Raw genomic sequence first — 12,072 nt, 5'->3', positions numbered from 1 at the left:
GCCGGTCACCGTCATCTCTTCGGCATGCCGATGGTGCGGCCGAGCCCGTCGGGCCGCGGCAGCGTGGCATGCGCCTGCAGCACGCGGGCGATGTTGGCCTGGATGTCCGGCGGAAACGGTGCGACCTTGCGCTTGGTCATGTCGATGTGCACCGACATGTTCTCCGAGGTGGCGGAGACCCAGCCTTCCTCGGCATGGCGCAGCTCCTCGAAGGTGTGCAGCCGCTTCTCGTCGGCGGCGATCAGCCAGACCGCGATCTGGACGGGATCGCCGAGATGGATCTCGCGCAGGTACCGCACGTGGCATTCGGCGGTGAAGGTCGAGCCCTGGCGCTCCTTCATGTAGGCGGGACCGATGCCGAGCTCGGCCCAGATCTGGTCGATGGCGCGGTCGAACATCACGTTGTAGTAGGCCATGTTGAGGTGGCCGTTGTAGTCGATCCATTGCGGCTCGATCTGCATGACCTGTGACAGAAACGGTCCGGCGCCTTGCGCTGCGGGCACTGCATTATCGCTCATCGGCTCTTCCGTTTGCTCCCTTGACCCCTTGATCGTCCTTTGTCACGGTCCGCCCAACTTTCGGAGGAAGCAGTGGCGACGACGATCCCCCATCACGATTTGAAGCGGCCCGCGCCGGAGGCGCTGAAAAGTGCGCTCGACGCGCTCGCGGCCCGCTTCGGCAACAGGCTTATCACCTCGCAGGCCGTGCGCGAGCAGCATGGCCATACCACGACCTGGCTGCCGACGCAGCCGCCGGATGGCGTGGTGCTGGCGCAGGAGACCGCCGACATCCAGGACGTCGTCCGCATCTGCGCGCCAAAGGGCGTGCCGATCATTCCGTTCGGCACCGGCACCTCGCTGGAGGGCCAGGTCAATGCGCCGGCCGGTGGCATCTGCATCGACATGCGCGACATGAACAAGGTGCTGGAGGTGCATGCCGAGGACCTCGACTGCGTGATCCAGCCCGGCATCACCCGCAAGACCTTGAACGAATATCTTCGCGATCAGGGCCTGTTCTTTCCGATCGATCCCGGCGCCGACGCGTCCCTTGGCGGCATGGCCTCGACGCGGGCTTCCGGCACCAATGCCGTGCGCTACGGCACCATCCGCGAGAACGTGCTGGCGCTGAAGGTCGTGCGCGGCGATGGCGAGATCATCAAGACCGGCACCCGCGCCAAGAAGTCCGCCGCCGGCTACGATTTGACGCACCTGTTCATCGGCGCCGAGGGCACGCTCGGCATCATCTGCGAGATGACCATCCGCCTGCGCGGCATTCCCGAGACCATCGCCGCGGCGTCGTGCTCGTTCGAGACCGTGCGCGGCGCCTGCCAGGCGACGATCCTCGCGATCCAGACCGGCATTCCGATGGCGCGCATCGAGCTGCTCAACGCCGCGCAGGTCAGGGCGTGCAACGCCTATTCCAAGCTGACCTTGCCGGAGACGCCGCTGCTGCTGCTCGAATTCCACGGCAGCGCGGCCGAGGTCGCCGAGCAGTCGAAGAACTTCGCCGAGATCGCGCGCGAGTGCGGCGGCGGCGACTTCGCCTGGACCACCAAGCCCGAGGACCGCACCAAGCTCTGGCAGGCGCGTCACGACGCCTATTGGTCGGTGAAGGCGATCCGGCCCGGCGTCGGCGTGGTCGCGACCGATGTCTGCGTGCCGATCTCGCGGCTCGCCGATTGCGTCACCGAGACCGAGGAGGATCTCGCGCGTCTCAAGCTGACCTCGCCGATCGTCGGCCATGTCGGCGACGGCAATTTCCACTGCTCCTTGATGTGCGATGTCGACGATGCCGATGAGATGGCGCGCGGCGACGAGTTCATGCATCGCCTCGTCGAGCGCGCGCAGGCCATGGACGGCACCTGCACCGGCGAGCATGGCATCGGCCAGGGCAAGCAGAAATATCTCGAGTCCGAGCTCGGCCCGGAAGCGCTCGATGCGATGCGCGCGGTGAAGCAGGCGCTCGATCCGCAGAACATCTTCAATCCCGGCAAGATCATCCCGGCGCGCTGATTGGCAATCCAAGCCGAGCTGAGTTTCGGATTTGGGTCCGGCGCGCAGGGCCGCTGCTGACATCTCCCTCCATGCGGGGAGATGTCGGATCGCGTGACGATTCGCCAAATAGAAAATGCCGCCGCGTTCGACACGCGGCGGCATTTTGTTTCCGTTCAGATCAACGGCAGACGCGGCGCGGTCCCCACGGGGTCGGCCGCACCCAGCAGGTGCGCGGGCCGAAGCCGCCATAGCCATAGGGGCGGTAGACGCGCGGGGCGGGCCGGCAACGGCCCCAGCGGTCCGGGAACCAGCCGGGACCGCAGCCGCCGGCGACGCGCTCGACATTGCTGTCCGGAGCAGCCGGCTGAGCCGGCAGCGTGAAGGCCTGCGCGGCCGACGCGCCCAACATGACGGTCGCGGCGAGCAGGGCGGAGGTGAACAGATTGCGCATTGCAGTGCGGTCCTCTCGTTGGTTTCGAAGCAGTGTAGTCCTTAGACGTCGTCGGACAGGTTTTGGTTTCGCAATTTTCTCGACGCCGCGAAACCTCTTCCTGGTACCACAGAGATCTCCATGACACCGATCGCGCGATGCAGCTCTGCTGATCATGTGGCGCATCGCTGCAGTTTGGTCGCCGTCGTGCGGTGTTCTAGCAGACATTCGCTGCAAGGAACATGAACGATCAGCGACGCGTCCTGCTGGCTTTCGTCGCAGGCGGCATCATTTGCCGCCTTGCTGCGCCTTTGCGTCCTTCAGCGCCGTCCTGCAGCCGTCGGAGAGCTTGTCGAACTTCTCGATCATGCATTGCTTGATGCGGCGGCCGCCCGGCATGATTCCAGTACAGAGCGTACGCACATCGTCGCCGCAGGCCTGGCGCATGGCGCTCCTGTCCTGAGCCTGGGCGGCGGTGCTGGAGATGACTATCAACAGCAGCGGAAGCAGCTTGTGCATGATCGATGATTCCTCTCTCGCCGCGGCCGACGCGCCGGGCCTCGTGAGGCGGTTGTCTCGCCGATGAATTTAGCGGGCATATGTCGACCGTCGCCGCAACGTGTAACGGTTTGTATCACGAGGTCACTGCGCAGAGCGCAAGCGTCCGCTTGCCCCGGAGTCGTCGTCGACCACGGCGGCGCTCGTGCCGCCATTCCCTCAAGCGTGCACATCCGAGGCACTGCTGCGCAGCTTCCGCAGCGCGTGATCGACGCTGTGGAACACGCGATCCCGCGGCAGCACATCGTACAGGCCGAACCGTTCGAAGGCTTCCTGGGCCCGCAGCGACTCCAGCCGCGCCACCGCGAACACGATACCGGTCTCGTTGCAGATATGGATCACGTCGCGCAGAGTCTGCGCGGCGGTGAAATCGATCTCGACGATGGCGCTGGCCTCGAACACCACCAGCCGCGGCTTGCGGCTGCGCAGCAGGCGCTGCATGTCGGCGCGGAACGTCGCTGCATTGAGGAAGCTGAGCGGGGCCTGGAAGCCGACCACGGCGATGTCGGACAGATCCTCGCCCTTGATCTGCGGATGCGCCGGCCACCAGATCGTCGTGTCCGGCACGCGCTGGAAGGCGATGAGGTGGGCGCGTGTCGTGCTCCAGATGCCGTGCAGCAGCGACAGCGCAATGCCGAGCGCGACGCCCTGCTCGATTGGCAGCGCGACGATCGCCACCGCGGTCGCCAGGATGAGCAGGAACTCGCCCTTGGACGCGCGATAGACGCTTGTGATCTGCGCGACGCGGATGATGCGTAGCGCGACGAACAGCAGCACGCCGCCGAGCGCCGCTTCCGGCACATTCGCAAGCAGCCGAGCTCCGAACAGCACGAGCAGCAGCACGATCGCGGCGGCGAGCAGGCCCGCGACCTGCGACCGGCCGCCGGTCTCGACCACGATGCCGGTGCGCGGCGGACTGGCATTGACCGGAAACGCGCCGAACAATCCGGCGAGCAGGCTGCCGGCACCGGCGCCGAGGAAGTCGCGGTCGACATCGGCGGAACCATCGGGATCGGAAGGGAACGAGCGCGTCGTCGCCGACGTCTGCACCATCACCACAACCGCGATCAGGAAGGCGAGCGGGATCAGCTTCGCCCATTGTTCCGGTCCGATCAGCGGCACGGACGGCATCGGCACCGTGCCGGCGATCTCGCCGATGACGGGCACGCCGCCCCCCTTCAGCCCGGCCGACACCACGAACAAGGTCGAGGCCGCGAGCGCGATCAGCGCGCCGGGTATGCGGGCGCTGATCCGCTCGCAGACCGTGATGGTCGCGAGCACGCCGAAGCCGATGAGCATCGTGTACGCGTTGGCCTTGCCGAGTTCGCCCGCCAAGGTGGCGATCCGCGCCAGCGTTGGCCCGCTCGGTGACGGCAGGCCGAGCACGCCCGGCAATTGCGAGACGATGATGTGCACGGCAATGCCGGCCAGGAAGCCCACGGTGACCGGCACCGACAGCACGTTGGCGATGCCGCCGAGCCTGAAGCCGCCGGCCAGCACCAGCATGACCCCGACCAGCAGCGCCAGCGCCGCGGCCAGGCTGCCGTATTCGGGCGTGCCGCTGGTCGCGAGCAGCGCCAGGCCGCCGGCGAAGATCGGCGTGATCGTGGAATCGGCGCCGCAGGACAGGAAGCGGTTGGCGCCGAACAGCGCGAACCCCAGGGATCCCGCCATGAAGGCGAAGAAGCCGGTCTCGGGCGTGAAGCCGCCGAGCTTGGCGGTCGCCATCTGCTCGGGAATCGCGATCGCCGCCAGCGTCAGCCCGGCGGCGAGATCGGCGGGCAGGGCGCTGATCCGCCAGCCTCGCAGGGAGCGGAGCATCGGCCAATGATGATTGCCGTCGTGGCGTGGTTGCTCGATCATGTCGATGTCTCCGAGTGCATCGCGGCCGAGCTGTTCGTCCGCTCACGCAAGATCGCGATCCCAAGGTGGCTCGGGCGCGAACGCCGCGGCGAGGTGGTCGATGAAGGCGCGCACCTTGGCCGATGGCGTGCGATCCGGCAGGTAGACGGCATGCACCGCCAGCAGGTCCGATGGCGGCACGTCGAGCGTCAGCGGCACCAGCCGTCCTGCGCGGATCTCGTCGCCGACGATGAAGGTCGGCTGGTAGATCACGCCTTGCCCGGCCAGGGCGGCGGCGAGCAGCGCATCGCCATTGTTGGCGCGCAGATTGCCGCTCACGGTGACGTCGACGGCCGCCTTGCCGCCCATGCGCCAGCGCGACGGGCCGGCCGCCGCCAGCGTATAGCCGAGGCAGTTGTGGTCGGCGAGATCGGCCGTGGTGCGCGGCGTCCCATGGGCGGCGAGATAGGACGGCGCCGCGCAGACCATCATCCGGCACGGCGCCAGCCGCCGCGCCACCAGGCTGGAGTCCTTGAGCGTGCCGATGCGGATCGCGAGATCCCAGCCTTCCTCGATCAGGTCGACGAGCCGGTCGTTGAGGCCGAGCTCGACGCTGACGCCGGGATAGAGCGCGGCGAAGCTTGCGAGCAGCGGCGCGATCTGGCGCGTGCCGAAGGCGAGCGGGACATTGAGCCGCAACAGGCCGCGCGGCTCGACCCGGTCGGCCGCGATCGCGCTCTCGGCCGCCTCGAAGTCGCCGAGCACGCGCTCGGCGAGATCGAGATATCGCCGACCGGCCTCGGTGATGGTCAGCCGGCGCGTGGTGCGGTGAAACAGCTTCGTGCCGAGTCGCGCCTCCAGCGCCGCCAGATGTTTCGTGACCATCGTTGGCGACATGCCAAGCGCACGCGCGGCCGCCGACAGGCTGCCAGAACTGGCGATCCGCGACATCACTTCCAGTCCAGTCAGACGGTCCAGCATTCAGCCTCACTCGCCGGGTGTGAGGTGTCTCGCTAGCAGACTCGTGAGGTGCGGGGAATCATCACTCTTGCGGACGGGGGCGGGGGTGGGCGTCCGTCATAACGATGGCGCGAATCAGTCGCGCTGCCTTCGCGTCATCGCACTGCAAGTGAAAAGATGTCGCAACAAATTCGGGTTCTCGCCGGTATCAGTTGCCGCGCCACAGTGCAGTCCCGAACAATGCCGCATTTGATCACTTCCTGACCCAAAGCGGGTCAACTTGGTGCCCGACTTCGTTTTCAGTTTCCGCCCCGCGCGAGCGCCTTCTGGGGATGCACTCGCTTGCACATGTATTGAGTTTGTGAGGATGGGTTGATGAAAGCAGTGTACACTCTTGCTGTTGCCGCCTGTGGCGTCCTGCTTGCCGGCACGGTCGCGCAGGCAGGAGATTTCAGGGTCCAGCGGCCCGTAGCAGTCTACGATGCCCCGTACTACAATTGGACCGGCTTCTATGCCGGCGCATTCGCCGGGGGCGCGCACGGGCTGTGGACCATCGACTTCTATCGCAACAACAATCACGGCCATGCCGAGGAGGGCGCTGATGGCGTGGCCTTCGGCCTCTATGGCGGCTACAATTATCAGTTCGCCAATCGCTTCGTGGTCGGCGCCGAGGTCGATCTCGGCCGGTCCACCGCGTCGCAGAGCAACGACATCTTCGACAACGATTCGTCCTACGCCAAATACGGCATGTTCGGCTCGGTCCGCGCGCGCGCCGGCTATGCGTTCGACCGCTTGCTGGTCTTCGGCACGCTCGGTGTCGGCATCGCCAACTTGACCAACAATATCCAAAAGGGCCGCAACGCCGGCGAGCAGGTGGTGTGGGAGGATCAGGTGAAGGCCGGCCTCACGACAGGCGTCGGTGTCGAATACGCCTTCACCAGCAACTGGGTCGGACGCGGTGAATATGTCTACACCGACTACGGCAACGTGACGCTGTTCAATCGCGACGGCAACCGTGCCGACTTCAAGAACGAACTCCACCTGATCCGCGTTGGCGCGAGCTACCGGTTCTGATCGGGAGCGGCGGCATGTGCCCCCGGTTTCCGGAGGCATGTCGGCGTCATGCAACGGTGGACGAACGGGGCGTCGGCATTCGAGGCGCCGTGGCGTCGGTGCGTAAGGCGGTACGTCCACGACGAACCGCCTGCCACCTCACCTCAATGGTTTGAGCTGTCTTTCCTGGCGGCCAGATTATCGTCTCCCAGGGAATGATCTATGTCTCGGCACTATCCATTAGGAGCCCGAGATGATCGATTCGCGCACTGCACCCTACGCCGCCCTGCTGCTTCGCCTGACGCTGGGTGGCTTGTTCCTGGCCCATGCCAGCCTCAAGCTGTTCGTGTTCAGCCCGGCCGGCACTGCAAAATTCTTCGGCAGCATCGGCCTGCCGCCCGAGCTCGCCTACCTCGTCATCACGGCCGAGATCCTCGCCGGCATCGCGCTGATCCTCGGCGTCTACACCCGCTGGGTGGCGCTCGCCGCCGTGCCGATCCTGCTCGGCGCCATCTTCACCGTCCATGGCTCCGCGGGGTTCTTCTTCAACAATCCGAAGGGCGGCTGGGAGTATCCGGCGTTCTGGGCCGTCACGCTGGTGATCCAGGCCCTGCTCGGCGACGGCGCCTATGCGCTGGGCAGCCTTCGCAGCGGTCTTGCCGGCGGGCAGTTGCGCAACGCGCATTGATCGTCATGGTTGGTTGACTGCCGCGACAATCTCAGTGTCGTCCCCGCGAACGCGGGGACCCATAACCACAAGCGGACTTGGGTTGAGCACGCTGGTCGACGCGCAGCCTGCCTCAAATGCCGATCACGCGGTATGGGTCCCTGCTTTCGCAGGGACGACAGCTGTGGGTTGGGTTGGCAGCTGAACATCCGTCTAGAGAACGAGGAGCCATGACATGACCCTGCCCAGCATCTTCCTGTCGCACGGCTCGCCGATGCTGCCGCTCACGGATTCGGCCGCCCGCGACTTCCTCGTCGGCCTCGGCGGCAGTCTGCCGCGGCCGAAGGCGATCCTGGTGATCTCGGCGCATTGGGAGACCGACATCCCCGCCGTCAATGCGGTCGCCGTCAACGAGACCATCTACGACTTCTACGGCTTTCCGCGCGAGCTCTATCAGTTGCGCTATCCCGCGCCGGGCGCGCCCGATCTCGCGCACGCCGTGGCGGCGCGGTTGCAGGCGGCCGGCCTGCCGGTCGGCATCGACCGCGCGCGCGGCCTCGATCACGGCGCCTGGGTGCCGCTGCTGCTGATGTATCCGCAAGCCGACATTCCGGTGCTGCAGCTCTCGATCCAGACCGAGCGCGGTCCAAGGCATCATCTCGAACTCGGCCGCGCGCTGGCGCCTTTGCGCGAGGAAGGCGTGCTGATCATCGGCAGCGGCAGCTTCACCCACAATCTCGGCGAATTCCGCAAGCGCCGGCTCGACATCGACGACCCCGCGCCGTCCTGGGTGGTCGACTTCGCCGACTGGGTGCACAACGCCGCGATCGAAGGCCGCGTCGACGATCTCGTCGACTACCGCCGTCTCGCTCCGCATGCGCGCGACAACCATCCGACCGACGAGCACTTTCTGCCGCTGTTCGCAGCGATGGGCGCGGCCGGCGAGGGCGGGCGCGTCGAGCGCCTGCACAACAGCGCCAATTACGGCGTGCTGCGCATGGATGTCTATGCGTTCCATGGCGTCGACGAGGCGAGGGCAGCGGCGTGAGCCGCTGAACTCATTAGTTCTGCAATGTCCAAGCCGCCGTCATTCCGGGGGGAGGGCCGCTCGCCTTGAACCCGAAATCTCGATATTGGCTGACGTCTTCTACTAATCACGAGCGATGGCGGAGCGTTGCCTGCCCGTCGGGTTACTATGTCGCAGGCGATTTCGCTTGTGTCGTCGGGCAAATCACCGCGATCCTTCCGCGCATCCCGCCTCACTTGCGGAGGGGCGTTGCGCGCGATCGTCACGACACGCGAGGCGGGGAGCGGTGGCCGCGAGAACTCGCAGCATGTCCTTTTCGATGTGCGGACGAACGATGCTCTTGCGGACGTGAAGTTGCAGGGTTCTGATACCTCGACGCTGGTATCACCGCGCAACGCGTGAAACGCGTTGTCGCGCATGGCGGCCAACAAGCCGAGCGCCAGGAAGCCTGCATATAAGCGTGAAGACCATCGCGCAGGGAGGGCCGGGTGATCTCGGCTAAACCTGTGGTACCTGCCGCCTGCATTTTTTTGAGCAGGCGGGCCACGGGCGCGGCCAGCGCCCGGCCTTCCCTGCGCCCTCCTGATTGAGGGTGAACGGACGTTGCACAGCCCGGGCATGTCATGCCGCGGAATTATAGATGCGCGTTCGATCGACGGATTCAAGCTATCGCCACAATCGTCATTGCGAGCGCAGCGAAGCAATCCAGAATCTCTCCGCGGCACGAGTCTGGATTGCTTCGTTGCGCCGCTGCGCTCGCAATGACGGCGGAGAGGAGCTGCCTCCAATCTGTGCGCCGCACACATGACCTCGGAGGTAACTGACACGGGATGGCGCGGCGTAGAAAATCCTTGACCCCTCCGCATGCAGATGATGCGAAGGATGCACCAGGGAGTGAAACAACAATGCGCCTGCCGTTCTATTATGGCTGGGTCATCGTCGCCGTGACCTTCGTGACGATGGCCGTCGGCGTCAATGCACGCACGGCGTTCTCGCTGTTCTATCCGCCGATCCTCGCCGAATTCGGCTGGGACCGCGGCGTCACCGCCGGCGCGTTCTCGTTCGGCTTCGTTGCCTCCGGAATCGTCAGTCCGCTGATCGGACGGCTGATGGATCGCACCGGCCCGCGGGCCGTAATGGAACTCGGCGTCGCGCTGATGGCCGGCGGTCTCCTGCTCGCGCCGCTGACCACGCAGCCCTGGCATCTGTACCTCACCATCGGCGTGATGGTCGGCGCCGGCAGCGTCTGCCTTGGCTATTCCGGCCAGTCCTTGTTCCTGCCGAACTGGTTCATTCGCCGCCGCGGGCTGGCGATCGGCATCGCCTTCGCCGGCGTCGGCGTCGGCTCGATGACGCTGTTGCCGTGGGTGCAGCACATGATCGCGCAGACCAACTGGCGCACGGCCTGCACCGCGATGGGCATCGTCGTGCTGGTCGTGCTGGCGCCGATCAATCTGCTGCTGCGCAAGAAGCCGGAGGAGATCGGCCTGCGTCCCGATGGCGACGCCGCGCCGCTCGCCCATGCGGCCAAGCCGGTCTCCAACGTCGTCGATGCCGCCTGGGCCGGCACCGACTGGACGTTGTCGCGCGCGCTGCGCACGGGCCGGTTCTGGTGGCTCGCGCTCGGCTATTTCTTCGGGCTCTACGTCTGGTACGCGGTGCAGGTGCACCAGACGAAATACCTGCTCGAGATCGGCTTCAGCTCGAGCGTCGCGGTGTGGGCGCTCGGGGCCGTCAGCCTGCTCGGGATTCCCGGCCAGATCGCGCTCGGCCATCTGTCGGATCGCCTGGGGCGCGAGGCGGTGTGGGGATTAGGCTGTCTCGGCTTCGCGATCTGCTTCGCCGCGCTGATCGCGCTCAAGGCCGCGCCGTCGCTGGTGCTGATCTACGTCATGGTGGCGACGCAGGGCGCGCTGGGCTACGGCCTGACCTCGGTGATGGGCGCGGTCGCGCTGGAAATATTCCAGGGGGCGCATTTCGGCAGCATCTTCGGAACGCTGATGCTGATCGGGCTGTGCGGCGGCGCAGCAGGGCCGTGGGTGACAGGCGTGCTCTATGACTACACCCTGAGCTACACGCCGGGCTTCGTGATCGCCTTCCTCGGCGCCTTCGTCTCGGCGGCGGCGATCTGGATCGCGGCACCCCGCAGGGTCCGCCTCGTCGCCGGCCAATTGCACAGGTTAAGGACGGCGGGGGCCACGGCGTGATGTGTGATCCGGCCGACTTGCCATCGCCGCGCGGCCGTGAGCTAATCGGCCAATCCAAGGGAGGGACCACATGAACGAGCATGTCCAGGCCGCCAAGGCTGCGCCGCTGTTCAATCCGCTGTCGCCGGAGTTCATCCGCGACCCCTATCCCTTCTATGCGCAACTGCGCGACAACGATCCGATGCATGTGACGCCGTTCGGCGCGTTCCTCGCCAGCCGGCACGCGGAATCGAGCCTGGTGCTGCGCGACAAGCGCTTCGGCAAGGACTTCGTCGCGCGTTCGATCCGGCGCTACGGTCCCGACATCATGCAGGAGCCGGTGTTCCAGAGCATGCGGCATTGGATGCTGCAGCAGGACCCGCCGGACCACACCCGGTTGCGCGGCCTGGTCGTGAAGGCGTTCACCGCGCGGCGCGTCGAGGACATGCGGCCGCGCATCCAGGAGATCGTCGACCGCACGCTCGATCAGGTGATCCCGCAGGGCCGGATGGACCTGATCGAGGACTTCGCGTTCAAGCTGCCCGTCACCGTGATCTGCGACATGCTCGGCATTCCCGAGGAGCATCGCGAGGCGTTCTACAAGAGCTCGCGCGAGGGCGGCCGGCTGCTCGAGCCGGTGCCGCTGTCGAAGGCCGAGATCGCCGAGGGCAATGCCGGCAACGCCGTGTCCAAGGCGTATTTCCAGCACCTGTTCGAGTTGCGCCGGAAACATCCCGGCGACGACCTGACGACGCAGCTGCTGCAGGCCGAGGAGGATGGCGCCAAGCTCAGCCATGAGGAGCTCACCGCCAACATCATCCTGCTGTTCGGCGCGGGGCACGAGACCACGGTCAACCTGATCGGCAACGGCCTGCTGGCACTGCACCGCAACCCGGAGCAGCTGGCGCTCTTGAAGGCGCGGCCGGAGCTGATCACGAACGCGATCGAGGAGTTCCTGCGCTACGATTCCTCGGTGCAGCTCACCGGGCGGGTCGCGCTCGAGGATATCGAGGATCTCGGCGGCCGGCGGATTCCTGCGGGCGAGAGCGTGCTGTGCCTGCTCGGCTCGGCCAACCGCGATCCCGCCGTGTATCCGGACAATCCGGAACAGCTCGATATCACCAGGCCAAACGTGAAGCCGCTGTCGTTCGGCGGCGGCATCCACCATTGCCTGGGCGCGCAGCTTGCCCGGATCGAGGCCGAGATCGCGATCGGAACCCTGCTGCGGCGGCTGCCGGAGCTGAAGCTGGACGATCCGGACAACCCCGAATGGCGGCCGACCTTCGTGCTGCGCGGCCTCAAGCGGCTGCCGGCCCACTGGTAACCATCTTCGTTAACGGAGTTGTGCAACGCCC

General features: G+C 66.3%; 12 protein-coding genes. 7 read left to right on the top strand and 5 right to left on the bottom strand.

The genetic code is table 11. The features are described from left to right. Window positions 1-11: 11 nt before the first annotated feature. On the bottom strand, window positions 12-518 hold the full coding sequence (locus QW868_RS06650) for a thioesterase family protein (protein ID WP_315811293.1): 507 nt from the start codon (window positions 516-518) through the stop codon (window positions 12-14). A gap of 72 nt (window positions 519-590) precedes the next feature. Between QW868_RS06650 and QW868_RS06645 the strand changes: the two genes are divergently transcribed. Next, window positions 591-2,012, top strand: a complete 1,422-nt coding sequence (locus tag QW868_RS06645; protein WP_315771420.1) for an FAD-binding oxidoreductase — start codon at window positions 591-593, stop codon at window positions 2,010-2,012. A 160-nt stretch (window positions 2,013-2,172) separates the two neighbouring features. Here the strand turns inward: QW868_RS06645 and QW868_RS06640 are convergent, their stop codons facing one another. The 4 genes from QW868_RS06640 to QW868_RS06625 all read right to left on the bottom strand — a co-directional run bounded on the left by QW868_RS06640 (window position 2,173) and on the right by QW868_RS06625 (window position 5,805). After that, on the bottom strand, window positions 2,173-2,445 hold the full coding sequence (locus QW868_RS06640) for a GCG_CRPN prefix-to-repeats domain-containing protein (RefSeq protein WP_315736838.1): 273 nt from the start codon (window positions 2,443-2,445) through the stop codon (window positions 2,173-2,175). 267 nt (window positions 2,446-2,712) lie between these two features. Further along, complete coding sequence (locus tag QW868_RS06635; RefSeq protein ID WP_315811294.1) at window positions 2,713-2,943, bottom strand: hypothetical protein; 231 nt, start codon at window positions 2,941-2,943, stop codon at window positions 2,713-2,715. A gap of 198 nt (window positions 2,944-3,141) precedes the next feature. Continuing rightward, window positions 3,142-4,845: a SulP family inorganic anion transporter gene (locus QW868_RS06630; protein WP_316230170.1), complete on the bottom strand. Its 1,704-nt coding sequence runs from the start codon at window positions 4,843-4,845 to the stop codon at window positions 3,142-3,144. 42 nt (window positions 4,846-4,887) lie between these two features. After that, entirely contained in the window at window positions 4,888-5,805 is a 918-nt protein-coding gene (locus QW868_RS06625; protein WP_316230169.1) for a LysR family transcriptional regulator, read from the bottom strand. Between the two features lie 354 nt (window positions 5,806-6,159). Here QW868_RS06625 and QW868_RS06620 point away from each other — a divergent pair, with 354 nt between their 5' ends. The 6 genes from QW868_RS06620 (at window position 6,160) to QW868_RS06595 (ending at window position 12,041) form a co-directional block, all read left to right on the top strand. Next, on the top strand, window positions 6,160-6,858 hold the full coding sequence (locus QW868_RS06620; protein ID WP_315736843.1) for an outer membrane protein: 699 nt from the start codon (window positions 6,160-6,162) through the stop codon (window positions 6,856-6,858). A 232-nt stretch (window positions 6,859-7,090) separates the two neighbouring features. Further along, complete coding sequence (locus QW868_RS06615) at window positions 7,091-7,525, top strand: DoxX family protein (protein ID WP_315811296.1); 435 nt, start codon at window positions 7,091-7,093, stop codon at window positions 7,523-7,525. A gap of 214 nt (window positions 7,526-7,739) precedes the next feature. Then, window positions 7,740-8,552: a class III extradiol ring-cleavage dioxygenase gene (locus tag QW868_RS06610; RefSeq protein WP_316178623.1), complete on the top strand. Its 813-nt coding sequence runs from the start codon at window positions 7,740-7,742 to the stop codon at window positions 8,550-8,552. Between the two features lie 228 nt (window positions 8,553-8,780). Then, window positions 8,781-8,933, top strand: coding sequence for a hypothetical protein (locus tag QW868_RS06605; RefSeq protein WP_315771425.1), 153 nt, complete (start codon window positions 8,781-8,783; stop codon window positions 8,931-8,933). Window positions 8,934-9,436: 503 nt separating this feature from the next. Continuing rightward, window positions 9,437-10,738, top strand: coding sequence for an MFS transporter (locus QW868_RS06600; protein ID WP_316230168.1), 1,302 nt, complete (start codon window positions 9,437-9,439; stop codon window positions 10,736-10,738). A gap of 70 nt (window positions 10,739-10,808) precedes the next feature. Further along, window positions 10,809-12,041 carry a cytochrome P450 gene (locus QW868_RS06595; protein ID WP_315796327.1) on the top strand — a complete coding sequence of 411 codons (1,233 nt, stop codon included), beginning with the start codon at window positions 10,809-10,811 and terminating at the stop codon, window positions 12,039-12,041. Window positions 12,042-12,072 lie beyond the last annotated feature (31 nt).

This window comes from Bradyrhizobium sp. SZCCHNR1051 (genome assembly GCF_032489615.1).
Classification (GTDB): Bacteria; Pseudomonadota; Alphaproteobacteria; order Rhizobiales; family Xanthobacteraceae; genus Bradyrhizobium.
Note: the sequence above shows the minus strand (reverse complement) of the source record. Positions and strands in the feature narration are given on the sequence as shown.

Excerpts from the sequence above, each read along its gene's own strand:
- QW868_RS06650 (WP_315811293.1), bottom strand. The coding sequence starts at position 518 with ATGAGCGATAATGCAGTGCCCGCAGCGCAAGGCGCCGGACCGTTTCTG.
- QW868_RS06635 (WP_315811294.1), bottom strand. The coding sequence starts at position 2,943 with ATGCACAAGCTGCTTCCGCTGCTGTTGATAGTCATCTCCAGCACCGCC.
- QW868_RS06610 (WP_316178623.1), top strand. The coding sequence starts at position 7,740 with ATGACCCTGCCCAGCATCTTCCTGTCGCACGGCTCGCCGATGCTGCCG.
- QW868_RS06625 (WP_316230169.1), bottom strand. The coding sequence starts at position 5,805 with ATGCTGGACCGTCTGACTGGACTGGAAGTGATGTCGCGGATCGCCAGT.
- QW868_RS06640 (WP_315736838.1), bottom strand. The coding sequence starts at position 2,445 with ATGCGCAATCTGTTCACCTCCGCCCTGCTCGCCGCGACCGTCATGTTG.
- QW868_RS06615 (WP_315811296.1), top strand. The coding sequence starts at position 7,091 with ATGATCGATTCGCGCACTGCACCCTACGCCGCCCTGCTGCTTCGCCTG.
- QW868_RS06595 (WP_315796327.1), top strand. The coding sequence starts at position 10,809 with ATGAACGAGCATGTCCAGGCCGCCAAGGCTGCGCCGCTGTTCAATCCG.
- QW868_RS06600 (WP_316230168.1), top strand. The coding sequence starts at position 9,437 with ATGCGCCTGCCGTTCTATTATGGCTGGGTCATCGTCGCCGTGACCTTC.
- QW868_RS06620 (WP_315736843.1), top strand. The coding sequence starts at position 6,160 with ATGAAAGCAGTGTACACTCTTGCTGTTGCCGCCTGTGGCGTCCTGCTT.
- QW868_RS06630 (WP_316230170.1), bottom strand. The coding sequence starts at position 4,845 with ATGATCGAGCAACCACGCCACGACGGCAATCATCATTGGCCGATGCTC.